The organism is Gammaproteobacteria bacterium, from assembly GCA_036381015.1.
Taxonomy (GTDB): domain Bacteria; phylum Pseudomonadota; class Gammaproteobacteria; order Steroidobacterales; family Rariloculaceae; genus ZC4RG20.
Genome location: DASVDR010000001.1, coordinates 81127 through 104977 on the forward strand (window position 1 = coordinate 81127; position 23851 = coordinate 104977).

General features: G+C 68.5%; 23 protein-coding genes and 1 riboswitch. Of the genes, 10 read left to right on the forward strand and 13 right to left on the reverse strand.

Translation table 11 applies throughout. The annotated features are described in order from the left end of the window. Positions 1-48: 48 nt before the first annotated feature. Positions 49-597 carry a hypothetical protein gene (locus VF329_00345; GenBank protein ID HEX7079449.1) on the forward strand — a complete coding sequence of 183 codons (549 nt, stop codon included), beginning with the start codon at positions 49-51 and terminating at the stop codon, positions 595-597. Between the two features lie 49 nt (positions 598-646). Next, positions 647-1234, forward strand: a complete 588-nt coding sequence (locus VF329_00350) for a DUF6644 family protein (GenBank protein HEX7079450.1) — start codon at positions 647-649, stop codon at positions 1232-1234. A 246-nt stretch (positions 1235-1480) separates the two neighbouring features. On the opposite strand, the gene VF329_00355 is transcribed toward VF329_00350, so the two are convergent. Next, positions 1481-1843: a hypothetical protein gene (locus VF329_00355; protein HEX7079451.1), complete on the reverse strand. Its 363-nt coding sequence runs from the start codon at positions 1841-1843 to the stop codon at positions 1481-1483. Positions 1844-1968: 125 nt separating this feature from the next. Here VF329_00355 and VF329_00360 point away from each other — a divergent pair, with 125 nt between their 5' ends. After that, on the forward strand, positions 1969-2364 hold the full coding sequence (locus VF329_00360; GenBank protein ID HEX7079452.1) for a VOC family protein: 396 nt from the start codon (positions 1969-1971) through the stop codon (positions 2362-2364). Between the two features lie 66 nt (positions 2365-2430). Here the strand turns inward: VF329_00360 and VF329_00365 are convergent, their stop codons facing one another. The 7 genes from VF329_00365 to VF329_00395 all read right to left on the reverse strand — a co-directional run bounded on the left by VF329_00365 (position 2431) and on the right by VF329_00395 (position 8161). Next, positions 2431-3615: a DUF6152 family protein gene (locus VF329_00365; GenBank protein HEX7079453.1), complete on the reverse strand. Its 1185-nt coding sequence runs from the start codon at positions 3613-3615 to the stop codon at positions 2431-2433. 281 nt (positions 3616-3896) lie between these two features. After that, positions 3897-4427 carry a hypothetical protein gene (locus VF329_00370; protein ID HEX7079454.1) on the reverse strand — a complete coding sequence of 177 codons (531 nt, stop codon included), beginning with the start codon at positions 4425-4427 and terminating at the stop codon, positions 3897-3899. A gap of 60 nt (positions 4428-4487) precedes the next feature. Next, complete coding sequence (locus VF329_00375) at positions 4488-5327, reverse strand: FkbM family methyltransferase (protein ID HEX7079455.1); 840 nt, start codon at positions 5325-5327, stop codon at positions 4488-4490. 77 nt (positions 5328-5404) lie between these two features. Continuing rightward, positions 5405-5743 carry a Trm112 family protein gene (locus VF329_00380; GenBank protein ID HEX7079456.1) on the reverse strand — a complete coding sequence of 113 codons (339 nt, stop codon included), beginning with the start codon at positions 5741-5743 and terminating at the stop codon, positions 5405-5407. Beyond that, positions 5740-6405 (reverse strand): thiamine phosphate synthase, encoded by a 666-nt coding sequence (locus VF329_00385; protein HEX7079457.1) that lies wholly within the window; start codon positions 6403-6405, stop codon positions 5740-5742. The genes VF329_00380 and VF329_00385 overlap by 4 nt, the downstream gene beginning before the upstream one ends. Then, positions 6402-7466 (reverse strand): AIR synthase-related protein, encoded by a 1065-nt coding sequence (locus tag VF329_00390; protein HEX7079458.1) that lies wholly within the window; start codon positions 7464-7466, stop codon positions 6402-6404. Before VF329_00390 ends, VF329_00385 begins: the two co-directional genes overlap by 4 nt. Continuing rightward, positions 7463-8161 carry a class I SAM-dependent methyltransferase gene (locus VF329_00395; GenBank protein ID HEX7079459.1) on the reverse strand — a complete coding sequence of 233 codons (699 nt, stop codon included), beginning with the start codon at positions 8159-8161 and terminating at the stop codon, positions 7463-7465. Before VF329_00395 ends, VF329_00390 begins: the two co-directional genes overlap by 4 nt. Before the next feature lie 48 nt (positions 8162-8209). Beyond that, a riboswitch (TPP riboswitch) is annotated at positions 8210-8314 on the reverse strand. Positions 8315-8516: 202 nt separating this feature from the next. On the opposite strand from VF329_00395, the gene VF329_00400 reads away from it, so the two are divergent. Both VF329_00400 and VF329_00405 read left to right on the forward strand, forming a co-directional pair. Further along, positions 8517-8813: a hypothetical protein gene (locus VF329_00400; protein HEX7079460.1), complete on the forward strand. Its 297-nt coding sequence runs from the start codon at positions 8517-8519 to the stop codon at positions 8811-8813. 13 nt (positions 8814-8826) lie between these two features. Beyond that, positions 8827-9231 carry a DUF454 family protein gene (locus tag VF329_00405; protein HEX7079461.1) on the forward strand — a complete coding sequence of 135 codons (405 nt, stop codon included), beginning with the start codon at positions 8827-8829 and terminating at the stop codon, positions 9229-9231. On the opposite strand, the gene VF329_00410 is transcribed toward VF329_00405, so the two are convergent. The 3 genes from VF329_00410 to VF329_00420 form a co-directional block, all read right to left on the reverse strand. Next, positions 9201-11258 (reverse strand): PQQ-binding-like beta-propeller repeat protein, encoded by a 2058-nt coding sequence (locus VF329_00410; protein ID HEX7079462.1) that lies wholly within the window; start codon positions 11256-11258, stop codon positions 9201-9203. The genes VF329_00405 and VF329_00410 overlap by 31 nt on opposite strands. 148 nt (positions 11259-11406) lie before the next feature. Further along, positions 11407-12324 (reverse strand): DUF4382 domain-containing protein, encoded by a 918-nt coding sequence (locus VF329_00415; GenBank protein HEX7079463.1) that lies wholly within the window; start codon positions 12322-12324, stop codon positions 11407-11409. Positions 12325-12472: 148 nt separating this feature from the next. Then, a complete protein-coding gene (locus VF329_00420; protein HEX7079464.1) occupies positions 12473-14539 on the reverse strand; it encodes a S9 family peptidase in 2067 nt (688 codons plus the stop codon). Positions 14540-14866: 327 nt separating this feature from the next. Here VF329_00420 and VF329_00425 point away from each other — a divergent pair, with 327 nt between their 5' ends. Together VF329_00425 and VF329_00430 are read left to right on the forward strand one after the other, a co-directional pair. Further along, on the forward strand, positions 14867-15919 hold the full coding sequence (locus VF329_00425) for a helix-turn-helix domain-containing protein (protein ID HEX7079465.1): 1053 nt from the start codon (positions 14867-14869) through the stop codon (positions 15917-15919). A gap of 136 nt (positions 15920-16055) precedes the next feature. Beyond that, on the forward strand, positions 16056-17291 hold the full coding sequence (locus tag VF329_00430) for an SGNH/GDSL hydrolase family protein (protein ID HEX7079466.1): 1236 nt from the start codon (positions 16056-16058) through the stop codon (positions 17289-17291). Positions 17292-17307: 16 nt separating this feature from the next. Here the strand turns inward: VF329_00430 and VF329_00435 are convergent, their stop codons facing one another. Then, positions 17308-19191, reverse strand: a complete 1884-nt coding sequence (locus tag VF329_00435) for a propionyl-CoA synthetase (protein HEX7079467.1) — start codon at positions 19189-19191, stop codon at positions 17308-17310. Between the two features lie 314 nt (positions 19192-19505). Here VF329_00435 and VF329_00440 point away from each other — a divergent pair, with 314 nt between their 5' ends. Further along, entirely contained in the window at positions 19506-20018 is a 513-nt protein-coding gene (locus VF329_00440) for an SRPBCC family protein (GenBank protein HEX7079468.1), read from the forward strand. Positions 20019-20108: 90 nt separating this feature from the next. Next, complete coding sequence (locus tag VF329_00445) at positions 20109-22079, forward strand: PQQ-binding-like beta-propeller repeat protein (protein HEX7079469.1); 1971 nt, start codon at positions 20109-20111, stop codon at positions 22077-22079. Between the two features lie 69 nt (positions 22080-22148). On the opposite strand, the gene VF329_00450 is transcribed toward VF329_00445, so the two are convergent. Then, positions 22149-22439 (reverse strand): hypothetical protein, encoded by a 291-nt coding sequence (locus VF329_00450; GenBank protein HEX7079470.1) that lies wholly within the window; start codon positions 22437-22439, stop codon positions 22149-22151. 137 nt (positions 22440-22576) lie between these two features. Between VF329_00450 and VF329_00455 the strand changes: the two genes are divergently transcribed. After that, complete coding sequence (locus VF329_00455; GenBank protein HEX7079471.1) at positions 22577-23344, forward strand: exodeoxyribonuclease III; 768 nt, start codon at positions 22577-22579, stop codon at positions 23342-23344. The last annotated feature ends 507 nt before the right edge of the window (positions 23345-23851 follow it).

Here is a 23851-nt window from a genome sequence, read left to right on the forward strand (position 1 = left end):
CTTCGCGCGGCGGAACGTGGGCGCCGAACGAGTCACAAGAGTCACGGCATGATCGAGCTCGCCGAGTGGCTTCAGGCCACTCCCGTCTCCGTCGCGATCCAGTCGGCGGGTTGGGCGATCCCGCTGCTGCAGTCGATTCACATCGTGATGATCGGCGTGGTCTTCGTGTCGATCCTGATGGTCGCGCTGCGCGTGCTCGGCGCGATGCGCGCGGACCAGCCGCTCGTCGACGTCTGGCGGCGCTTCGGGCCCTGGATGTGGCGCGGGCTCGCGGTCATGACCGTGACCGGCGCCCTGCTCGTCGTCGGCGAGCCCGTCCGCGAATTTTCCGCGCTCTCGTTCTGGATGAAGATGGGGCTCTTGGCCGTCGGCGTCGCGAGCGCCGCGTGGTTCGGGCGATTCGTGATCGCGGAGCCCGGCGTGCGCGCCGGTGAAGCGCGGCCCGCGGCGGGCGCGGCCGGCGTCGACGAGGCCTCCCCGGCGACGAAGTGTGCGGCCGTCGCGACGCTCGCGCTCTGGCTCGCGATCATCTTCCTCGGGCGGGCCATCGCGTACGATGCGTCCGTGTGGGGCACGCTGTCGCCCGTGGGCGGCTGACGGAAGCACGGCCGCGTTCGGGGCAGGGTTGCGACATGAGTGAACGCGAATGGATTTGATGGGCATCGTGCAGAGCGTCGAGGCCTCCGGCGTCGGCGAATGGATGCGCACGTCGCTGAAGGCGATGCCGGTCGTCGAGGCGATTCACGTGATGGCCGGGGCGCTCGTCTTCGGCTCGATCCTGATCGTCGATGCGAGGCTCATCGGGCTGCTCGATACGAAGCGGCCGGTAACGCTGATCTCGCGCGAGCTTCTGCGCTTCACTTGGGCCGGATTCGCGCTCGCGGTCGTCACCGGCGCCACGATGTTCACGGCGAACGCGAGCACCTACTTCGACAACACGGCGTTTCGACTGAAGATGCTCGCGCTGCTCGGCGCGGGCGTGAACATGGCCGTCTTCCACCTCTTCACGTTCAAGACGGTGCCCCGCTGGGACCGCGACGCGGCGCCGCCCGCGGCCGCGCGGGCCGCAGGCGCGCTCTCCATCCTGATCTGGGTCTGCGTGATTTTCTTCGGCCGCTGGATCGGCTTTACGAAGGGCTACGATTTCGAAGTGCCCGAAGGCATCGATTTCGACTTCAGCTCGATCCAGATGTGGCTGTTCGCTCGCCCGTTCCAAGCGGGCGGGGAAGGATAGAGCTCGGAGAACGCGACCTCGTTCAGCCACGTGTCGATCGACGGCCCCGACGCCAGCCTCACGAGCTCCGCGCGAATGAACTCCTGCATGGACTTCCCTTGACGAGCCGCGCGGGCCGCGAGCTCGTCGCGGACCTCGACCGGGACGTCCTGAATCGTGATGCGTACGGCCATCCGTGCACTTTGCATGCAAAGCCGGCCGGCTGCAAGCTTTGCTCGATCAGGTCTCCTTCCGGCTCATCGGCGCTTATCGACGAAAACCGTATTCCAGCGTGAAGTATTCCGCGTCGAGGTCAGCGAGCGGCGCGCGCAGCTTGGCGAGCTCCTCCTCCGGACCGTGGAGCTCGAAACGGGTGAGGTCGGCGATCTTCAACGCCTCCTCGAGCAGCGGGCCGACGTTCTTCACGTGATCCAATACGCCTTCGGCGTCCGCGTAGCCCTCGCGGCAATGGACCTGATCGCCGTTGAAGGTGAATCCGTAGTAGAGGCACTTCGACTCCTTGCTCGTCGCCTCGACGAAGCGCTCGCAAAGCTGCTTGAAGGCCTCCATCCGGCCCGTATGCACCTTGAAATACGGGACGATCGTGCAGCACTTGTCGTTCGTTGGCATCGATTTCTCCGATTGGGCAAAATCGTTCCCGGGCCTGAGGTTCCGCTACAGCCGGCATGTTAGCCGGAAAACCCGGCGGCGGCACTCGGCCGCGATCGGGCCAGCCGGCCGGAGAAAAAGACACGATGGCCAAGGTGATACACACGATGGTCCGGGTGTCGGACCTGGAAAAATCCACGGATTTCTACGAGAAGGCGTTCGGGCTTCGAGTCGCCGACCGTTTCGACTTCGACGACTTCACGCTCGTCTATCTGCGCAACGACGAGAACGACTTCGAGATCGAGCTGACCCTGAACAAGGGCCGCGACGCGCCGTACACGCACGGGGACGGCTACGGCCACGTGGCCGTCTGCGTCGACGACGTTCACGGCGAGCACCGGCGCTTCGCGGAGCTCGGCTTCGCTCCGACGGACGTCAAGGAGATGCGCCACGGCGGAGCGCTGCTCGCGCGCTTCTTCTTCGTGCAGGACCCGGACGGTTACAAGATCGAGGTCCTGGAGCGGCACGGGCGCTATCGATAAGCATGGAAAAAGGTGTCAGACACCTTTTCTTCGAAAAAGGTGTCTGACACCCATTTTCCCCCAACGCTACTGCTGCTGCTCGTCGATGAACTCCGGCGCGAGCTCCGTGCACGGATGCGCGACGTACGGCACCTCGGAGAGCCGGACGACGTCCGAGCCCGCGTACTCTCCGACCCAATACACCGGGTCCTCGGCCACGTACTCGCGGTGAAGCTCCCACTTTTCCGGGTCCAGCCGGAACCGCTCGACCACGTGCAGCTGATCGCTGTGGCGGACCGGCGGAGCGATGACGCCGGGCTCGAAGCCGACCGTGTCGACGACCAGCACGTCGCCTTCCCACCGCCCGATCGAGTGCCCCGCGTAGCTCGGCTCGATGTTCTCCGGATGCTCGTCCATGTCCATGTGGATGACGCGCTCGAAGCTGTAGAGCCCGTATTCGATGACGATGCGGTCCTCTTCCTGCGTGATCCGATTGACCGGCCCGTCGAAAACCCAGTCGAAGATGATGCTCGTCGGCTCGCAGCGCAGCCGCGGGTTGTCCTCCGGGGACCACATCCGGAACGCATCGGCCTCGGCCTGGCCGCGCTCGGTGAGCGTGACGGGCCGCGGGCCCCATCCGGCTCCCGGCACGTCCTCCATCGCGATCTCGCCCGACTCGACGGCCGCGATCATGCTCTTCGGCACGAGAGCGCCCCGGCCGTTCGGCGGCACCGCGATCACGTATTGCTCCTGCGCCCAGTCGCCGGAGATGTTCGGCTCCCCGGACGGCAGCCGCGGCGCCCGATCGGAGAGGTCGAGCGTCGAGCTGATCTCGAACTGGTCGTTGCGGTTGATCTCGGGAGCGTCTCCGATCTTCACATCCTCGAGATAGCACGAGGACGGATCGTCGCGATGCGCGAAGCCGTAGACCGTGACGGGCGCGCCGACGACGAACATTTCCTTCGACCAGCCCGAGCGCCGGAGGAGGGTTGCCGCGCGCATCTCGCAACGCATCGAGATCGTCCCGCCGTCGTCCGTCGGGGCATCGAAATGCAGATACGAGTGCGGATTGACGAAGTCGATGCCCGTGATCACGCCCGTAAACTCGACCGGCTTCGAGCGGTCGAAGCGGCCGATACCGTGATGTGCGAGCGCGGTCGCCGACGCGCCGAGCGCGACGGCAGCTGCCGCCGCGGAAAGCAAGCGCGCGTGCCGAGCACGCGCCCACGTGCTCGAGCGATCAGCCGCGCATTCGTTGACAAGAAGATGCACTGATCATTACCCCCTGTGAGATACGACGATCGACCGGTGGGCTGCCGAGTCGGCGAGCGGACCCGGCCGAGACGCCGGAAATCTTCGCACAGGAGGTTGCCGGCCGGCCAGATGGCGGCGGCCGGGCGAGCACGACGCGCGTGCGTCTTTTCCCGCTCGTCCGCAATCCGGCGCCGCAGGCTCCGGCGAGGGCGGGAAAGCCGATCCGCGCGGCCGAGGTACGAGCGCCCCGACCGCGCGGCGATCGGCGTGTGGAGGCGCTAAGGGGGTTCCCGGCGCCGTCAGCTCACGTCGTTGTACGCGTGCATCTCGGTGACCGCGTCGGCGAGCTCCGTGGCATCGCGCGGCGACATCGCCGTCACCCAATTGCCGGCCTCCAGCGCTTCGATCTTTGCGACCGACGCGTCCGGCACGGGCACGCGGAACACGAGGTAGGTGTCGTCCATCTCGGTTCGGACGAACTCCGCGGGCATCAGGAGCGCGTCCGAAGGCTCGTTCGGCCGCTCGCGCGTGACGCCGCTGATGCCGGCCCCCCACGAGATCCCCGTCCAGCGCACCGTGACGGGATCGCCGTCCGACAGCTCGTCCAGGATGGCGACGTCGGCGTGACTGTCGATGCGCGCCTTCAGCGTGGCCATTTTGGTGCCTTGATCGAACGAGACGAGCTCGGCCGACCAATGGAACGGTTTGGCCGCTTCCTGCCCCTCTTCGGCGAAGGCGACTTGCGAAAGCGCGGCATGGACCAGCAAGAGCACGGTGAAGATCAATCCGCGTCCGTACTTGTCTTGCATCTGCTCGAGGTTGCTTGCCATGACGTTCTCCTTATGAGTAATTTTCGTCAGGTGCATTGACAGTCAATGACTCATAGGAGTTCACGGCGAGAATTCAACCCTGCGGGCGGCGCGGCGCGCGAGCAGCTCCACCGGCCGCGAGGCTCGCGTCAGCCGATCGGTCAAGCGGGGCAGATCCGCGGAAGCTAGAGGGCGCACGGAGAGATGCGACGCGGCGTGCAGCTGCCAGCCGCGCTCGAGCAGCCGCCGCGGGAGCGCATCCGCCGCATGGCCCGCCATCGACTGGAGCACCGGGTGCCATTCGACGATCAGCGCGAGACGCGGGTTGCGCGCGAGGCGCGCCATGCCGTCGAGCACGTCGAGCTCCGCGCCCTCGACGTCGATCTTCACGACGTCCGCTCGGCCGTCGACGAGATCGTCGAGCGGTGCGACCGGCACTCGGAGCACGTCCGTGACTTTCGCGTAGCAGCTCTCGGGGAAGAGGCTGTTGACCGCGCTCGTGTCGCCGCGGAGATAGAGATCGGCGGCGCCGTGGGCGCGGCCCGCGGCGACCGCCGCGACGACGACGTTCGAGAGGGCTGCGGCCGCGACGTTGCGCTCGAGCACGGCCACGTTGTCCGGCGCCGGCTCGACCGCGATCACCCGTCCGCGGGGCCCGGCCAGGCACGCGGCGTAGAGCGTGTTGTAGCCGACGTTCGCGCCGACGTCGACGACCGTCGCGCCTTCGGCGACGACCGCGTCCAGAAGCCGATGAATGCGCAGGTTTCCGCCGACGACCGCGAGGCGAATCGCGCGCGGACCGGGCACGCGAAGCGCGAGCCGCCCGTCCATGCGGATCGTTTCCCCTCGCCAGGCGTCGACGGCCGCGCGGGCATAGCGCCACGCGCTGGACGCAGCAGGGCGCACGCTGATCGGCTCCATGCGGCGGATTGTAGCCTCGCGGCGCGAGGCCGCGGCTGCAACGAAGGCGGCGAACGCGGCGAAAGACGAAGCCTCGGCTATGACTCGAGCGGCGACGATGCGGCGGCCGCATCGGTCGCATCGGCCGCATCGGCCGAATCGCCGCGCGGCGGCAGCTTGAAGCCCTGCCCGTGATTCAGCCGCTCGCCGATCAGCTCGCGCCATCGAAGCAGAAACGGCATCTCGAGCGCGGGATCGCGGTAGTCGTCCGGCAGCAGAACGGGCACTTTCCCGATGATCGGGTAGTAGCGCTCGCACGTCGGGCATTCGAGCAGGCCCTGCACGATCTCGTCGCCCGCGATGCGAAACACCGAAAGCGTGAGCGGCGCGGCCTTGTCGTAAGGGCATGCGAGCTTGCGATACAGATTCTTCGTCATGGCGCGATTCGCCTCCCTGCACGGTGGTGCGCCCGTAGGGCTGCCGCGTAACGGCGCGCGGCCGACTCCGGATCCTCGGCGCCGAGGATTCCGCTGATCACGGCGACGCCGTCGGCACCGGCTTCGAGCACGCGGGACGCGTTCTCGGGCGTGACGCCGCCCGACGCGAAGATCGTGATGTCGCCGAGCGCGCGCGCCGCGGCCACGGTTTCGAGGCTCACGATCTCGCACTCGCCGGCCGACGGCGACGGAAACATCGCGCAGAAGGAGACGTAATCCGCGCCTTCGTTCGCGGCCCAGCGGACGCGCTCGAGGTCGTTGCCGCAAGTGACGCCGTAAAGCACCGCGCGCCCGGCCGCGCGTCGCACTTCCTCGGGCCCGAGCGCGGGAGCGTCGTAGTGAATGCCGTCCGCGCCGGCCGCATCGAGCAGATCGGGCCGCTCGTGCACGAGCACCGGAACGCCGTGCGCCCGGCCGAGCGCGAGCGTGCGCGCGACGAAGTCCACGGGATCCTGCCCTTCACCCCAATGGTTCCACACCTGCAACAGCCCGACGCCGCCGCGAAGCGCGGCGGCGACCTTCGGCAGCACGATGTCGGCGCCCGGCTTCGGATCGACGACGAGGTAGAGCCCGCCTTGAAGCGCGCGCCCGGTGCCCGTCATCGCCGACCCTCCGCGATCGCGCGGTAGAACGCGCGCCAGTATGGGTCGCTGCCGGGATGCGTCAGGGGCTCTGCCCGGCCGTCCTCGATCAGGCGCAGGCCTCGAGCCGCTTCGGTCAGCGTGCCGACCGCAGCCGCCGGAACGCCGGCGTCCGCGAGCGCGCTCACGACGTCGTCCGCCCGATCAGGCGCGGCCGCGATGACCAGCGCGCCGGAGCTCACGATCTCGAACGGATCGAGACCGAACACACCGGCGATGGACCGCGCGGCCTCCGTCGTCGGTATCCGCTCCTTGTGGACGTCGATGCCGCAGCCGGACGCGGCGGCGAGCTCGACCAGCGCCGCGCGCACGCCGCCTTCGGTCGCGTCGTGCAGGGCCGTGACGCCCGCGGGGCCGCGGCCGACGCGCACGGCGGCGAGCGCGGCGGCCGCGGTGCTGCTCTGGTAGAAGAGCGAGCGGCCGTAGGCCAGCGCCTCGTCGCCGCAGCGTTCCGCGACGGTCTCCGGGAACGCGCGCGCGAGGATCGCGACGGCCGAGATGCCGCACTCGCGCGTGACGAGGACGGTGTCGCCCGGGCGTCCGCCCCGGCTCGTCAGGATGTCCCCGCTCGGCGCTACCGTCGCCATCACGCCGCCGCCGGCGACCGTCGAGTGCTGCCCTTCGAAGCGGCCCGTGTGGCCGCCGACGATCGCGCAGCCGAGCTCGGCGCAGAACTCGTGCACGTGCGACCAGTACTCCTCGAACGCGGCCTCGGACAGATCAGGCGGGAGGTTCAGATCGAACAGCGCGTACATCGGCGGGCAGCCGGTCGTCGTGATGTCCGACGCGAGAAGATGCACCGTGAGCCACGCCGACTCCTTCGCGCCGAGCGACGGGACGAGCGAGACCGGATCGGCGGTGAAAGCGATCGAGTAGCCGTTCGGCAAGTCCACGACCGCCGTGTCGACGCCGGCGGCCGGTCCCACGCGCACCTCGGGACGGCGCGCGCCGCAGCGCGGGTAGACGAAGGCCTCGAGGAATTCCGCCGGGACCTTTCCCGCGTCCGGGAACGAAGGTTTCATGTCACCCCGCGCCGGACGTAGAGCCCGAGGAAGTCGCCGACCGGCACGTGCCATTCCTGCACGGGCCACCACTTCGGCAGCCCCGTGCACGACCACGTGATCGTGTAAGGCTCGTCTCGCAGCGCTTCCGCAATGATCCGCTTCAACGACCACAGCGAGTAGAACCTCGCGGTCTCGTAGAACGGGTTCTTGCCGAAGGCCTGCTGAACGCGCCTGCGTATCGTCTTCGGCGTGATCTTGTGGATCATGCCGAACAGAATGCCGTATCGCCCGACACGTGCCGCCTCGCGCACGACCTCGACCGGATCCACGTAGTACTCGAACGTCGTGACGAACGCGACCGCGTCGAAGGTCTTGTCGCGGTACGGCATGAACTGCGAATGGGCGAGCGCGAGATCGCCGTCGAAGCGCTCGAGCGCTTCGGCGATCATGAACGGCGAGATGTCGGCACCCGTGGCCTCGATCCCGATCTCGTGCCACCAGCGCGTGAAGCGGGACGTGCCGCAGCCGTACTCGAGCAGCGACTTCACCCGCGGATCGGCGGAGATCAGCCGCCCGAGCACGCGTTTCTGCCAAACCTCCGCATGCTTGTACGGGCCTTCGTACCACTGCTCGTAAGTGCTTGCGAGATCCCGCTGAAAGAACCACTCGCTGCGGTCCTGCCAGCGGTCGGACGTGACCAGATCGAAGCCCATTCGCTCTCGTGCTCCTCGGCGCTCGAAGGGGATCCGGTCTCGCGGAAGAAGGCGGGAGGGGCCCGTTCCTACGCCGGTGCTAACCGGATCAGGTTCAAAGGGTTGGCTGTGCTCAGCCTCTCAGGTCGCTGCCGACCACCCCTCGGCTCGCGAGATACTAGACCACGGCGCAGGCGAAGGGAACCGCCGGCGACGACATCGCGGATTGCGCCAAACATTGGCGGTTCCGCGCGATCGAAGGTCGGGCCGCAGCACGTATTCGTCACGCAAGCCGTTGAAAACACGGTAAAACGCGGGCTGGCACGCAATTGGCAACAGCCCACCGAAAAGAGCAATCCAACGCTGCGGAGGCGCCATGAAATTCCTGACCGCACTGCTCGCTCTGGCCGTCTTGGCGCTCGGGGTGATGCTGCTCATTCCGATCGTCGGGTTCGTGCTGGGTCTCGCCCGCCCGCTCGGCTGGTTCCTGATCTGGGTCCTCCCGATAGTGATCATCGCGTGCTCGGACAGGACGACCGGCGCGGAGAAGATCGCGTGGATCCTCGCAATCGTGTTCCTCTCGTGGTTCGCATGGATCTTCTATTTCCTCCTGGCGCCCATCAAGCCGCGTTCGGATCGGGCATACGGCCGTTATGGCTATCGATACTACTGAGCCGCGCCGAGGCATGAGCAAGGGCGACACGACCGGCGGCCTGTTGACCAACGCGCTCGCGCTCGTGCTCGTGGCCGCGTGCGTGGTGATCGGCCTCGCCGGGCTCGTCCTTCCGGTGATTCCGGGCTTGCTGTTTCTCGCGGTCGCGGCGCTGCTCGCGGCGGGACGGTTTCCGCGGATCGCGGCGCGCTTGCGCAGCCACCGCTCGATCGGCCGGCATCTCGGCCGGCACGAGGCGTTCGCTCGGCTGGGCGCGCTCGGAAAGCTCGAGGTCGTGGCGCTGATGGCCGTGAAGATCGTGCTCGACGGCCTCGCTTCGATCGCTTCCTATCTCGGCAGGTCGCGCCAGCGCCGAAATCCTCGCCGGTCGGGCCGGCGCTCCGGCGCCTACGGCTCGTCCGGCAGCGCGAACACGTAGAGCGCGTGGCCGCGGTTCGGCGGCTGAATCTCCGGCGCGAGCAGCGCCGGGACGAGCCGCGGGCTGCCGCCGCCGAGCCCGGTCGTCACCGCGACGTATTGCTTGCCGTCGACCTCGAAGCTGATCGGGAAGCCTTGCACCGATGTCGCGAGCCGCGTTTGCCACAGAACCCGGCCGTCGCGAACGTCGACGGCCTTGAAGACGCGGTCGAGATCGCCGACGAACGCGACGCCTCCGGCGGTGGACAGCACGCCGGTCAGGAACGGCGCGCGCTGCTCGATCGCCCAGCTTTCCTCGAGCGTATCCACGTCGAACGCCGCGAGGCGGCCGATCTTGCCGTCCGTGCCCGGCATCTCGTAGAAGCGCCGGTCCGCTCCGCCCGCGCTGCCGCCTCCGGGGCGCTGCTCGATCGCTTGCGCTCTGATCGAGATGCAGCTCTGCGAGAGCGGGATGATCAGCTGTCGCGACGGGCGATGAAAGCTCATCGCCGGCCAGTTCTTGCCGCCTTCCGTGCTCGGGCAGCCGTCGATCCATTCGCCGATCTTGTGGTCGATGATGTCTTGCCGGTAGCGCGGACGGCCGGTTTCACGATCGAAGCTCGCCCACACGTTCTGAAAGATCGTCTCGACGTGGTCGATGTACGCGCCGTTGCGGCGGTCGAGCTTCCAAAGGACGCCGTCCTTGCCGATCGTGAAGACCCACTTGTCGTCGCCGGCATCGACGAGCACACGCTCGAAGACGACGTCGAGATCGAGCGCTTCGCCGGGCGCGTGCGTGTAGTACCACGCGAGCTTTCCGGTGGACGCATCGAGCGCCACCGTCGAGCTCGTGTAGAGCGCGACATCGAGCGTCTCCATGCCGCGGCTCGCCGGCATCCACGGCTTCGCTTGCGCCGTGCCCCAGTACGTGAGATTGAGCTCGGGATCGTAGCTGCCGGTGATCCAGGTCTCGCCGCCGGCACGGTAGAGGTCGGGCAGGTCGCCCCAGCTGTCGCCGCCCGGCGTGCCGCTCAGCGCGACCGTCAGGAAGCGCCACACCTGCTCGCCCGTGTCCGCGTCGTACGCGCTGATGAAGCACTTCTGCTCCTCGTACCTCGAGCAGCCGCCCATGCCCTCGATGACGAGACCGTTCGCGACGAGCGGGCCGCTGCTGCTGCTTCGGCCGTCGGGCATCTGCACGTTCCACTCGGTCTCGCCCGTGCGCGCATTGAGCGCGACGATGCGGCCGGCACTCTGCAGGAACAGCTTGTCGTCGTAGAGGGCCATGCCGCGCATCGCGACGTTGTCTTCGAGGCGATGCTCCCAGATCAGGCTGCCGTCGCGGCCGTCGAGCGCCTGCACGACGCCGCCGGTGTTGTTGAGGTAGATCGTGCCGTCATGAGCGAGCGGTGAAGGCTGATTCGTGCCGCCGTCCCGCATCGGCCAGATCCACGCGAGCTGGAGCCGATGCACGTTCTCCGGCGTGATCTCGTCGAGCGGGCTGAAGCTCGACGCGTCGTAGTCGTGCCGGAGCATCAGCCAGTCTCCGGGCGGCGGCTCGCGGAGCATCTCGTCGGTGATCGGCTCGAAGCCTTCGACGGCTCCGGCGACGGTCACGCCGATCGGCTCGGCCTCCGGCTCCCCGGGGCCGGAGGGCCCCGCCGCCGGCAGGAGCGTGCCGATCACGGCGGTCGCCGTCGTCAGCGGCGCGTTGCCGGCCGTGGCGCCGTTGCGCTCGAGGAGGTACGCGACCACGTTCACGTAGGTCTCTTCCGGCAACGCGCCCGGTCCCTCCGGCGGCATCGTCGAGCGCAGCTGCGCGAGCAGCTCGTTCGTGCTGCGGTTCCGCCATCGGCTCACGAATTCGGGCCCTGCGAGCCGCGCGTTCGGCAGCGTGCGCAGATCCTCTCCGTGGCACATCGCGCAGTGCTCCGCGAAGGCGGTGCGCCCGGCCGCCGCCTCCTCGGCGGTGAACGACAGGGCGGGGGTGAGATGAGCGGACAGCAGGCCCGCCGCGGCGAGCCGGAGATAGCGCGTGGAGCGTCTCATTGTTCTTCGCAGTTCCGAATCCCCCGAACGAGAGCCAGTATCGCCGCCGAGCAGGCGGTGTCAAATCGACCGCCGCGCCGCCTCGGGCGACACGACTCTCGCGCGGGGGATCAGGAAGTCTGCGGCTTCGAGTAACGCTCCCCGGCCGTCAGAAATCGACGTCCTCGACCGGCGTGTCCGCGGTGACCGTGACGACGCCTCCGGCCGTGGGTGCGAGGAACACGAGATCCTCGCTCGCATCGTCGGTGTCGTCGGCTCCCTGGCACGTGAAAGCCACGGTGTAGTCACCGGGCATCACGACGGCGCGGTAGTCGTAATCGCCCGTGCCGGGGTTGAAGACCGCATCGGCGGTCGTGACGGGCTCCGGATCGGCGCCGTCGATATCGTCGGGCGTCACGTCGCCCGCGAAAACGTAGACCACCTTGCCGCCGGCGTTCGGATCGACGACGTCCTGGCAGCTCGTCTCTCCGCTGATCGTGGACGCAGCGACGGTGCCGTTGATCGATCCGAGCTCCTCGGCATCGAGGATTCGGAACGCGGGCCGCAGCAAGAGCCCTTCGCGGCCGACCGCCTCCGTCAAACCTTTGCGCACGTCCCAGTCGAACAGGAACCGCACGGCCTGGTTGGCGCCGACGTCGAAGCCGCTGACGAGCCGAATCTTGCCGCTCGGCACGTCGACGTCGACCGGCACCATTCCGCCGGCGGTCGTCATCGCGTAGGAGTCCGCGATCTCCGCATCCTCGATCTTCAATTCCACCCAGTTGTAGGCGCCCGCGGGCACCACGGCCTCGTCGACGAGCACCGAGGCATTCTCGTCGTCGAGCGCGAGCAGATTCACCTTGAGCGGCGTCGACGTCATCTCGAGCTCGAATGCGGGCCCCTCGCCTTTCGGCTTGAGCCAGACCTCGCTGATCGTGACGTTGAGCTCCGTGACGCCGTCGACCGGCCTGTCCATCAGCGACAACGTCAGCGTGCCGGTCGCATCGTCGCTGCCGCTCGAGCAGGCGGCGACGGCGCCGGCGCACAACAAAACGGTTCCTGTTTTGACGATTCGTGCAGACAACATATCGAGCACCTCCGCACGTGTCTCACGGTTGGGGCGGCGTTCGGTTCCCTCCGGCGCCGGCGCGATGTGACGCACGTCACGTTCGAAGGGGCGCCCCGGCGCGCCGCGCCGCGAGCGCTTTCGGTGTCTGCAACGGGGAAGGGGCGGGTCAGTGCGACGCGCCGCCCTTCAGGTATTCGGCGAGCCAGGCCGCCACCGTCTCATGCCACTGAATGGAATTTCCCGGCGACAGCACCCAGTGGTTCTCGTCCGGAAAGACGAGCAGACGCGAAGGGATGCTTCGGCGCTGGAGCGCGGTGAACGCCCCGAGCCCCTGCTCGATCGGCACGCGGAAGTCCTCGAGCCCGTGTATCACGAGCATCGGCGTTTGCCACGCGTCGACGCGGGTCACCGGGTTCCACCGCTCGTACGCTTCGGGATTCTCGTAGTACGCCCCGCCCATGTCCCACTCCGGGAACCAGAGCTCTTCCGTCGCGTAATAGAAGCTTCGCAGATCGAATACGCCGTCGTGGTTGACGAGGCAGCGAAAGCGATCCGGCCAGTTGCCCGCGATCCAGTTGATCATGTAGCCGCCGTAGGAGGCGCCGAGCGCGCAGGCCTCATCACCGTCGAGCCACGGATAGCGCTCGATCGCGGCCGCGAGCCCGCGCTGGAGGTCGACGAGCGGCTTGCCGCCCCAGTCGCGGTTGATCGAATCGACGAACGCCTGCCCGTAGCCGCGCGAGCCGTGAAAATCCACCGTCACGACGCCGTAGCCGAGCGCCGCGTACGTTTGCGGGTTCCAGCGGTAGCTCCAGCCTTCGCTGAACGTGCCCTGTGGGCCGCCGTGGATCAGGAACGCGATCGGGTAGCTTTCCCCTTCCTCGAACCCGACCGGCCGCATCACGTACCCGTAGACCGTATCCCCGTCCGCGCCCGTGAAGCTGAATTGCTCGTAACCGGCGAGCTCGACGTCGGCCAGCGCGTCGGCGTTCACGGCCGTGAGCCGCGCGGGCTCGCCGCCCGCGATCGGCACCGAGTAGAGATCCGCGGGGGCGGCGAACGACTCCTGCACGTAGATCACGCGGTCACCCGCGATGCGCGGCGCGGATGCGGCGAGCCCTCGAGTCAGCGGCTTCACGGCTCCGGATTCGATGTCGATCCGGAAGAGCGGCCGAGTGCCGACGTCGAAGGCCGCGACGTACAGCGCGTCGCCGTCGGCGCCGAAAGCGACCTCCTCGGCGGAGCGGTCCCAGCCGGCCGTGAGATTGCGCGTTTCGCCGGTCTCGAGATCGCGCAGCATCACGTCGAGCTGGTCGGATTCGTATCCGGCACGGCGCATCGCGGTCCACGCGAGCAGGCGGCCGTCCGGCGAGATCACCGGGTGCGTGTCGACGGCGTCGTTGTCCGCCGTGAGGTTCTCAGGCGTTCCGGAGCCGTCCGCGGCCGCGCGGAACAGGTCGAAGTTCGTGGAGCGTGGCTCGGTTTGCCCGGCTTCGCGCAACGCGAAGAAGAGCGTCTCGCCGTCGGCGGAGAACGCGATCTCCTCGCGCCCGCCGAAAGGCACGGACGGCACGTCGCCGTCGAGCCCGTCCGACACCTTCACCGGCTCGCCCTCGACCTTCCCATCGTCGCCGACCTCGGCCGTGAACAGCGCCGACCGGCGGCCGTCGCTCCACGCGTCCCAATGGCGAACGAAGAGCCGGTCGTACCGCATGCCGTTTCGTGCGCTGTCCTGCTCGCGATCGAGCCGCTCCCGCGTGCAGGCGAGCGTCTCGCAGTCCGGAAAGACCACCGCCGTGAACGCGATCCGATTGCCGGCCGGTGCGACGAGCAGGTTCGCGACGTCGACCGGATAGTCCGTGACCTGCGTCGCTTCGCCTCCGGAGACCGGGATCCGCCAAACCTGATCGGAGCCGGAGCGGCCGGAGATGAAATAGACGAAGGCGCCGTCGGCGCTCCATTGCGGCGCGTCGTCGTTCTCGGGGTCGGTCGTGAGCCGGCGGGGCACCGCGCCCGGCTCGTCGAGGTCGAGCAGCCAGAGGTCGGTGCGCCCGCGGTTGGCGTCGAGGTCGGTCTCGCGGAGGACGTACACGACCGCGGAGCCGTCGGGCGAGACCTGCGGATCGGACAGCCGCGCGAGCGACGCGAGATCCGTCGGCGTCAACCCCTGCGACTCGGCAGTGCCGGCGATCAGAAAGGCGACGGCAAGCACCCGGGTTCCGGTCATCGGCATCACACCCCCCGCTCGAGCGACTACGCGAATGCGTAACAGCTTACTGTGTGATCCGGCGATGCTAACCGATACCGACCGAACGGCGCGGAGCCGGCCCGCGAAGGGCCGCCTGCGGCCCTGATGAGGCGTCCGGCCGCGCCTGGAGGGCGCGAACCGGGCACCGTCACCGGGCCACAGGCGAGCAATGCGAGCCCTGCACCGGCGTCGAGCGCCGCAACGGGCGGCGGACGCCGGCTGAACCGTGCTATCGTGGCACGCGCCGGGAGGAGCGTCTTTAGCCGAGCGTCCCGCCCGCTTGACGCTCGGTCCGGGGGGCAAAAAAACGTGATGGGGGACACGACGCCGCTGGAGCCGATTCCGGCGACGAGCTTTCGAAGCCGCGACTACGGCCGCGCCGAGCAGTTCGAAGCGTGGCGCGACCGCATCTCGGTCGTGTTCGACGTCGCGCCCCTCGGCGACCGCGCCGGCGGCTTCGCCGCCGAGGCCCATGCCTACCATCTCGGGGAGCTGATCGTCGTCCGAACCCCGTTCGACGGCCAGCGCTTCCTGCGCACGCCCCGGCAGGTGCGCACCGATCTGATCGACCACTACCTCGTGCAGCTCTATCTCCGGGGCGGCTACGTCGGAGAGGTCGACGGCGACGGGATCCGAATCGAGCCGGGCAGCGTGTCGGTGCTCGACATGGGGTGCCCGCTCGAGACGCGTGCGACGCCGGCGGAGGTCGTCTCGCTGGTCGTCCCGAGAGACGTCATGCATTCCGTGCTGCCGGCTCCCGTCGACCTGCACGGCCTCGTCGTGAGAGGGGCCGCGGGCGCCCTGCTCGCCGATTACGTCGCGTCGCTCGAACGCCGGCTCCCGGAGCTCGAGCAGGCGCAGGCGCCGTACATCGTTCGAGCGACCTGCGATCTCGTTGCGGCCTGCATCGTGCCGTCCGCCGAGACTCGGGAACGCGCCCGCGAGCAGATCGACGCGCTGCAGATGCAGCGCGTCACGGATCTGATCGACCGCAACCTCTGCTCGCCCGATCTCTCGCCGGGCAGCATCTGCGCCGCGCTCGGGATATCGCGCACGCGGCTTTACGACCTCATGAAACCGCGCGGCGGCGTGCACAAGTACATTCAAACGCGGCGCCTGATCCGCGTGCACGCCTTGCTCGCGGACCCGGCGGAAAGGCGGCCGATCATGGAGATCGCCGCATGCTACGGCTTCACGAGCCACGCGCATCTGACGCGCGCGTTCCGCAGGCACTTCGGCTACAACCCGAGCGACGTGCGGTTCGAGGGCGCGGCGCGGCTCCGGGCGCGGGCGCCGAGCCGCGTGAGGATCGCGGCCGGCGAAGGCCCGAGCTTCGACGACTGGATACGCGCGCTGCGCGGATGACGATGCGAACGCGAGCGCCGCGCCGGAGGCTTCGTCTGGGTGCCCGAGTGACCTTTTCGGGCAGCGTTGCGGCCCCGGCGCACGCCCTGTGTAAAATCGGTCCCGAACCGGCCACCGCCGCGGAGGAAGAACGACAATGACGCTCCGACTGCCGATCGCCGCCGCTCTGCTGCTCGTCAACGCCGTCGCCTTGGCCCAGGGGGCCTGGGTCGGCACTTGGGGCGCCTCGCCGGTCCCGCCGAGGGCCGCGGGCGCGGGCCCGTTTCCCGCCACGCCGAGCTTCTCGGACGTCACGATTCGCCAGATCGTGCGCCTGAGCGCCGGCGGCGATCAGGTGCGCTTGAGGCTCACGAACGAGTACGGCACCGCTCCGCTCGAGATCGGCGCCGCACGCATCGCGATCGCGAACGCCGACGGCGAGCTCGAGCCCGCCACCGAGCGCGTCGTGAGGTTCGGCGGCGCGACGTCCGCGGTCATTCCGCCCGGGGCGCCGCTCGTGAGCGACCCGGTCGATCTCGCGGTCGACGAGCTCGAGATCCTGTCGGTGAGCCTCTACTTCCCGAGCGACACGGGGCCGTGCACGTGTCATCCGACCGGCATGCAAACGGCGTTCGTCTCGGCGCCCGGCGACCACACGTCGGGCACGTTCGAGCCGGCGGACACGATCCAGTCGCGGGCGTTCCTGTCGGGCATCGCGGTCAGAAGCGACGACGCCGCCGGCGTCGTCGTCGCATTCGGCGACTCGATCACGGACGGCGTCGGCTCCACGCCCGGCGCGAACCACCGGTGGCCCGATTACCTCGCCGCGCGGCTCGCGGCGCGTCCGGGCGCGCCTTTCGGCGTCGTGAATCACGGCATCAGCGGCAATCGCGTCCTCGCCGACGGCGCCGGTCAGAGCGCGCTCGCGCGCTTCGATCGCGACGTGCTCTCCGTGCCGGGCCTCACGCACGTGATCGTGTTCGAGGGCGTCAACGATCTCGGGATCGGCTTCGGCAACTTCGGGGGCCAGGGCGGCCGCGGCGGAGCCTTCCCGCAGGGCGTCGAGGTCAGCGCGGAATCGATCATCGCCGGCTACCGCCAGCTCATCGCCCGCGCGCACGCGAAAGGCTTGAAGATCTACGGCGCAACGATCGCGCCGTACGAGGGCGCCGGCTATTTCTCGGAGGACGGCGAAGCCGCGCGGCAAGCGATCAACGACTGGATCCGCGAGAGCGGCGAGTTCGACGCGGTGCTCGATTTCGACGCGGTGCTGCGCGACCCGGAGAAGCCGTCGCAGATCGCCGAAGGGATGCACGCCGGCGATTTTCTGCACGGCAGCGATGCGGGGTACGAGGCGATGGCGGAGTCGATCGACCTGTCGTTGTTCCGGTAGGACCTGTCGTCTCGCGCTAAGCCTTCGGCTCGAGCTTCGCGGCGATCTCCTCGAGAATCGCGGGATCGTCGATCGTCGCGGGCACCGAGTACGTCTCGCCGTCCGCGATCTTGCGCAACGTTCCGCGCAAGACTTTCCCCGATCGGGTCTTCGGTAGCCGCTCGACGACGACCGCGCGCTTGAACGCGGCCACCGGGCCGATCTTCTCGCGAACGAGGGCGATCGCCTCGCGGACGACGTCGGCCTCGGCGCGCGCGTGCCCCGCCTTCATGCACAGAAAGCCGAGCGGAACCTGACCTTTGATCGGGTCCTTGACGCCGGTCACCGCGCACTCCGCGATGTCCGGGTGCATCGCGAGCACCTCCTCGATCGCACCCGTCGACAGGCGATGCCCGGCGACGTTGATGACGTCGTCGGTGCGCGTCAGCACGTGCACGTAGCCGTCGACATCGATGCAGCCCGCGTCGCCCGTCGCGTAGTACCCCGGATACTGCGCGAGGTACGCCTCTCGGTACCGCTCGTCGGCGCCCCACAACGTCGAGAGCGTGCCGGGCGGAAGCGGCAGCCTGCAGGCGAGCGCGCCGATCGCGCCCCGTTGCACGGGGCGCCCGTGCTCGTCGAGGGCCTCCACGTCCCAGCCGGGCATCGGCTTGTTCGCAGAGCCGGCGCGGGTCTCGAACAGGCCGAGCCCCCGCGGGTTCGCCGTGATCGGCCAGCCGGTCTCCGTCTGCCACCAGTGATCGATGACCGGCACGCGGAGCTTCTCGAGCGCCCAATTCAGCGTTTCCGGATCGGTGCGCTCGCCCGCGAGAAACAGCGCCTCGAGCGGCGAGAGGTCGTGCTTCGCGATGAGCGCGCCTTCCGGGTCCTCTCGCCGGATCGCGCGCAGCGCCGTCGGCGCGGTGAACATGACCTTCACTCGATGCCGCTCCACGACGCGCCAGAACGTGCCGGCATCCGGCGTGCCGACCGGCTTGCCTTCGAGCATCACCGTCGTGCAACCGGCGAGAAGCGGCGCATAGACGATGTACGAATGCCCGACGACCCAGCCGACGTCGGATGCCGCCCAGTAGACGTCGCCGGCGTCCGCGCCGTAAATCGCCCGCATCGTCCAGGCGAGCGCGACGGCATGGCCGCCGTTGTCGCGCACGATGCCTTTCGGCTGCCCGGTCGTGCCGGAGGTGTAGAGAATGTAGAGCGGATCGGTGGCGGCGACCGGCACGCAGGGGTGCGCCGGAGCCTCCGCGATCGCGTCGTTCCAGTCGACGTCGCCGACGCCGAGCTCGGCGGTGCACTCCGGCCGCTGGAGGACGATGCAGGCTTCGGGCCGGTGCGAAGCTTGTGCGAGCGCGGCGTCGACCAGGGGCTTGTAAGCCTGCACCCGTCCGGGCTCGAGACCGCAGCTTGCAGTGACGATCAGCCGCGGCTGTGCGTCGTCGATGCGCTTCGCAAGCTCGTGCGCGGCGAAGCCGCCGAAGACGACCGAGTGCACGGCGCCGAGCCGCGCGCACGCGAGCATCGCCACCGCGGCCTCGGGCACCATCGGCATGTAGACGATCACGCGATCGCCTTTGCCGACGCCGAGCCGTGCGAGCGTGCCGGCGAAGCGCGCGGTGAGGTCGCGAAGCTCCGCGTAGCTCAAGGTCCGGATCCGCCCGGTCATCGCGCTGTCGTGAATCAGCGCGGGCTGGTCTGCACGGCCCGACGCGACGTGACGATCGAGCGCGTTGAAGCAGGTGTTCAGGACGCCGCCGTCGAACCAGCGGTAGAACGGCGGATTCGAGTCGTCGAGAACGCGGCGCCAAGGCTCGATCCAGTCGATGCCTTGCGCCGCTTCGGCCCAGAACGCTTCGGGGTCGCGGAGCGAGCGCGCGTGCGCCTCGGCGTACCGATCGGTCATTGGGCTCCCCCTTTCGGGATTCGTCCGGCTGCGGAGGCCGGCGGGGCGTTCGATGGCGCCCGCGGCGGCCGTGCCGCCCGTCCGATTGCGCTCCCGTGAGCCTCGATCGACGTTATAGAACACCCCGGGACGGGTCAATGGATCGCCGGAGGCCGGGCGGCACTGCGCCGAAGCCGGCGTTCGACGGCGTCGGGCGGCTCGCTGCGGCGGCGGCACGGGCGACGGTATACTCCCGAGCGGACCGTCTACCCGACCGGGAGCAGCGCAGCCGGCTTGCCGCGCCCGTCGGCCACACCTCGAGAGGAACAAGAACAATGAAACGCCTGATGACCGCATTCGTCGCGCTCGCGTCCGCGGCTTGTCTCGACACGGCGCTCGCGGAGCCCGAATACGTCACGATCGAAATGGAAATCGACATCGCGAAACCGGCCGAGGAGGTCTGGGAGAAGGTCGGCGGCTACTGCGACATCAGTGAATGGCTCGACGTGGACTGCACGATCGTGTCCGGGGACGGCGGCATCGGAACCGTGCGCAGCCTTGCCGGCGGGCGCATCACCGAGGTGCTGGTAGGGTTGACGGATCTTTCCTACGGCTACACGCAACCCGTGCGGGAAGGCCGGTTCTACGATCTCTATCACGGCTACATGGAGGCGAAGCCGGTCACGGAGACGACGTCGAAGCTGCTCTACACGCTCATGTACGACGTGTCGGACAAGCCGGACCAGGCCGCCAAGGACGCCGACATCGCGCGGCGCCGGGCGATGTTCGAGGCCGCCCTGCGGCGGATGAAAGAGATCGCCGAGGCAGGGCCGTCCGAATCCCGCTAAACTCGCCCTGGCCCGCGGCGGCGCGGAAGGCGCCGCGCACGGGTTCCCCTCGGCGCCCGCGTTTCATTTCGTGACCAGATTGGAGTTGTGATGCGCAGCGAGACGAGAATCTTTGCGGCACGACTGATTGCGGCCGCGGTGGCCGCGACGCTCGGCTCCGCCGCGAGCACGGCCTCGGCCCAGGATTACACGACCTGGCGCACCTACGGCGGCGGTGCGCACGCCTCCCAGTACTCCGCGCTCGACCAGATCAACCGGTCGAACGTCGACGAGCTCGAGGTCGTCTGGACTTTCCCGGTGGGCGACCGCAACGTTCTGTTCAACCCGATCGTCGTCGACGGCGTGATGTACGTGCTGGCGCGCGACAACGAGATCGTCGCGCTCGACGCGGAAACGGGCAAGGAGCTCTGGGCGCATCCGCACGAAGGGCCGGTTACCGCTCGCGGCATCAACTACTGGGAGAGCGAGGACGGCTCGGACCGGCGGCTCCTCTATCTGAACGCCGGATTCCTGACGGCGCTCGATGCCCGCACCGGCGAGACGATCACGGACTTCGGCGACGGCGGCCGCGTGGACCTTCGCGACGCGCTCGCGGCGGAAGGCCGCGACGTCAGCAACATCCGCCCGCTGCAGACGAACAATCCCGGCCGCGTCTTCGAGGATCTGATGATCGTGTCGTTGCCCGCGCAAGGCGCAGGCTACGGATCGACGCCCGGCAACGTGCAGGCGTACGACGTCGTGACCGGCGAGCTTCGCTGGGTGTTTCACAGCATCCCGCATCCCGGCGAGTTCGGCTACGACACGTGGCCGGAAGGCGCGTACAAGACGGCGGGCGGCGTGCACAACTGGAGCGAATTCACCGTCGACGAGGAGAACGGCATCGCGTTCATTCCTTTCGGCAGCCCGCGCTACGACTTCTTCGGCGGTGATCGCGAGGGCGACAACCTTTTCGGCAACTCCCTCGTCGCGTTGAACGCGCGCACCGGAGAACGGATCTGGCATCGCCAGCTCGTGCATCACGACCTGTGGGACTACGACCTTCCGCAAGCGCCCAAGCTGCTCACGATCCGTCATGAAGGCCGCGAGGTCGACGTCGTCGCCCAGGCCACGAAGCACGGCTTCCTGTTCGTGTTCGAGCGGTTGACCGGCGAGCCGATCTGGCCGATCGAGGAACGTCCGGTGCCGAAGTCCGACGTGCCGGGCGAGCACGCGTCGCCGACGCAGCCCTTCCCGACCGCGCCGCCGCCGTTCGCCGTGCAATCCTTTACCGCGGACGACATCAATCCGTTCCTGCCGGAGGAGGAGCAGGAGCTCCTCCGCGAGCGGCTCCGCAACTCCCGCAACGAGGGGCTCTTCACGCCCCCGAGCTTCGAAGGCTCGATCGGAATGCCGGGGCACAACGGCGGCGCGAACTGGGGCAGCTCGGCCGTCGATCCGATCAACGGCGAGATGTACGTCGTCTCGAAGAACCTGCCCGTGATGCTGCGGGTCGAGCTGACGGAGGACGAGCCGTCGGCGCGGACGGTGGTCGGGTCGATCGTGACGCCGGAGCAGGCCGCGGCCGCGCGCGCCGAGGCCGAGGCGGCGGCCGCCGACGGCGAGGTCCGCTACTCCGCGCCTTACGATTTTCTGTTCAGCCCCGAGACCGGCATGACGGCGATCGGGCCGCCGTGGTCGCATCTCACCGCCTACGACCTGAACACCGGCGAGATCAAGTGGCGCGTGCCGAACGGCACCGTTCCCGCGCTCGGCACGAATACCGGCGCGCACATGCCGCGCGGCGCGCCGCTCGTCACCGCCGGCGGCCTCGTCTTCGTGGCGACCGCGTCCGACCGGATGCTGCGGGCGTACGACCGCGACAACGGCGAGGTGCTGTGGTCCTACGAGCTCCCGACCGGCTCCGAAGGCATCCCGGCCACGTACGAGATCGACGGGCGGCAGTACCTCGCCGTGCCCGTGGCCGCGGGCGCGGGTCTCTTCGCTCCGCGGCTCGGTCCCGACGACGAGGAGGAGGAAGAGCCGAAGGGCTCCTACATGGTCTTCGCGCTGCCGCGGGACTAGCGCTCGACGTGTTTGCCGGAGCCCGGCGAGCGCGTCGCTGCGTGACGGTTCGCCGTCACGGCCGTTTCGTCATGCCGGCTCATCGGACTCGCCTTTGTCTCGCTTCCTTGCGATGTAGGCTTCATAGGCTTGCTTGCCTTCCTCTCGCCAGTACCGCTGGAAAACATCGTCCGTTCCCGACAGCCATTCCTCGGATCTCTCGACCGGCGGCCGTCTGCGGCGCCGCCTGCGCCTTCCGTCGTGCGATCCTCCGCCGCCGAAGCCGAAGAACAGCTTCGCGAGCACCCACAAGGCGCGCACGAAGCCGACGAATCTTTGCCGCTCCCTCTTGATGAACGCGCCAAACTCGGGATCCGTCATTACGCCCCTCCGGCGGGTATAACGCGGCAGCGCCGGAAATATTGCGGGGCCGGTGCGACTTCGCCGCCTCGGACGCGCGAGCGAATCGTTCCGCCGCCTCATCCCGATCGCTCGTATACAGTACATTTGCCCCCGCGATGCGGATTCTGAGCTGGAACGTGAACGGCCTTCGTGCGTGCGCGAAGAAGGGCTTTCCCCGATTCTTACGCGAGTCCCGGGCCGATATCGTCGGTATCCAAGAGGTGCGCGCGCGGCCCGAGCAGCTCGACGCCGGTTGCATTCCGCCCGGCTGGCATGCGTGCTTCGCGCCGGCCGAGCGCCCGGGCTACAGCGGCGTCGGGCTCTATTCCCGCGCCGAGCCCGATGCCGTGGATATCGGGTTCGGCGAGCCCCGCTTCGATGTGGAAGGGCGTCTGATCATCGCGCGTTTCGGGTCGACGTTCGTCGTCAACGGCTATTTTCCGAAGGGTAGCGGCAGGAACCGCGACAACAGCCGCGTGCCGTACAAGCTCGAGTTTTACCGCGCCGTCTTCGACCGCATCCAAGGTCTCCGTGGGCGCGGCGATGTCTTCGTTATCGGCGACTTCAATACCGCGCACGAGGAGATCGACCTCGCCCGTCCCCGCGACAACACGAAGACGAGCGGCTTCCTGCCGGAGGAACGGGCCGAGATGTCGCGGTGGATCGAAGCGGGCTGGGTCGACGTGTTCCGCGTGCGGCATCCCGGCGAGAGCGGCCACTACACGTGGTGGCGGCAATGGGGCGGCGCGCGGGAGCGGAACGTCGGGTGGCGGATCGACTACGTGCTGGCGTCGCCGAGCGCGGCGAAGCGCGTAACGGACGCGTTCATTTGGCCCGAGGTGAAGGGCTCCGACCATTGCCCGGTCGGCGTGGATGTGCGATAGCCGCGAACGGGAGGATCATCTCCCCGCCTCGTCGACATCGGCGGTCGGGTCCCGAAACGTCGGTCCCGCACCTAACTTCGCGACATCCCCGTCTGGAAAGCGGGTCTCGCCGGCCCCGACGTCGAATCCCCGTCTCTACGGTCGCAGAGATTGTTATCTACACATGTAGAGATGTCAATGACTGCTCGAAGCCGAGGAATCACGTGCACGCTTGGTCCATGGGCTGACGGCGCGCCGTTTTCGATGGCCGCCTCAGTAGTCCTCCGGAGCGTCCAAGTGGGTTGATGAGTCACAGATTATCGCTCATAATACTGTACACATATATAGCTATAGGGGCGGGCATGGAAGCATCTCCGATCGAAGAGCATTCAAGCTGCGTGATCCCGCGCGAGCCGCTCCCGGAGGAGCTGCGGGCGGAGGCGCTCGGGCGGGAGATGGTGGAGCTGTGCGCGCACATCAGCGCGGCGGAGGCGCGCTTTCTCGAGCGGCTCGCGGAGTTCGATCGCG

Bases quoted from the DNA above. Each gene is read 5' to 3' on its own strand.
- VF329_00405 (HEX7079461.1), top strand. From the start codon at position 8,827: ATGAGCAAGGGCGACACGACCGGCGGCCTGTTGACCAACGCGCTCGCG.
- VF329_00435 (HEX7079467.1), bottom strand. From the start codon at position 19,191: ATGACCGATCGGTACGCCGAGGCGCACGCGCGCTCGCTCCGCGACCCC.
- VF329_00400 (HEX7079460.1), top strand. From the start codon at position 8,517: ATGAAATTCCTGACCGCACTGCTCGCTCTGGCCGTCTTGGCGCTCGGG.
- VF329_00355 (HEX7079451.1), bottom strand. From the start codon at position 1,843: ATGCCAACGAACGACAAGTGCTGCACGATCGTCCCGTATTTCAAGGTG.
- VF329_00380 (HEX7079456.1), bottom strand. From the start codon at position 5,743: ATGACGAAGAATCTGTATCGCAAGCTCGCATGCCCTTACGACAAGGCC.
- VF329_00445 (HEX7079469.1), top strand. From the start codon at position 20,109: ATGCGCAGCGAGACGAGAATCTTTGCGGCACGACTGATTGCGGCCGCG.
- VF329_00360 (HEX7079452.1), top strand. From the start codon at position 1,969: ATGGCCAAGGTGATACACACGATGGTCCGGGTGTCGGACCTGGAAAAA.
- VF329_00410 (HEX7079462.1), bottom strand. From the start codon at position 11,258: ATGAGACGCTCCACGCGCTATCTCCGGCTCGCCGCGGCGGGCCTGCTG.
- VF329_00345 (HEX7079449.1), top strand. From the start codon at position 49: ATGATCGAGCTCGCCGAGTGGCTTCAGGCCACTCCCGTCTCCGTCGCG.
- VF329_00390 (HEX7079458.1), bottom strand. From the start codon at position 7,466: ATGAAACCTTCGTTCCCGGACGCGGGAAAGGTCCCGGCGGAATTCCTC.
- VF329_00440 (HEX7079468.1), top strand. From the start codon at position 19,506: ATGAAACGCCTGATGACCGCATTCGTCGCGCTCGCGTCCGCGGCTTGT.
- VF329_00430 (HEX7079466.1), top strand. From the start codon at position 16,056: ATGACGCTCCGACTGCCGATCGCCGCCGCTCTGCTGCTCGTCAACGCC.
- VF329_00455 (HEX7079471.1), top strand. From the start codon at position 22,577: ATGCGGATTCTGAGCTGGAACGTGAACGGCCTTCGTGCGTGCGCGAAG.
- VF329_00350 (HEX7079450.1), top strand. From the start codon at position 647: ATGGATTTGATGGGCATCGTGCAGAGCGTCGAGGCCTCCGGCGTCGGC.
- VF329_00370 (HEX7079454.1), bottom strand. From the start codon at position 4,427: ATGGCAAGCAACCTCGAGCAGATGCAAGACAAGTACGGACGCGGATTG.
- VF329_00415 (HEX7079463.1), bottom strand. From the start codon at position 12,324: ATGTTGTCTGCACGAATCGTCAAAACAGGAACCGTTTTGTTGTGCGCC.
- VF329_00385 (HEX7079457.1), bottom strand. From the start codon at position 6,405: ATGACGGGCACCGGGCGCGCGCTTCAAGGCGGGCTCTACCTCGTCGTC.
- VF329_00395 (HEX7079459.1), bottom strand. From the start codon at position 8,161: ATGGGCTTCGATCTGGTCACGTCCGACCGCTGGCAGGACCGCAGCGAG.
- VF329_00420 (HEX7079464.1), bottom strand. From the start codon at position 14,539: ATGCCGATGACCGGAACCCGGGTGCTTGCCGTCGCCTTTCTGATCGCC.
- VF329_00375 (HEX7079455.1), bottom strand. From the start codon at position 5,327: ATGGAGCCGATCAGCGTGCGCCCTGCTGCGTCCAGCGCGTGGCGCTAT.
- VF329_00450 (HEX7079470.1), bottom strand. From the start codon at position 22,439: ATGACGGATCCCGAGTTTGGCGCGTTCATCAAGAGGGAGCGGCAAAGA.
- VF329_00425 (HEX7079465.1), top strand. From the start codon at position 14,867: ATGGGGGACACGACGCCGCTGGAGCCGATTCCGGCGACGAGCTTTCGA.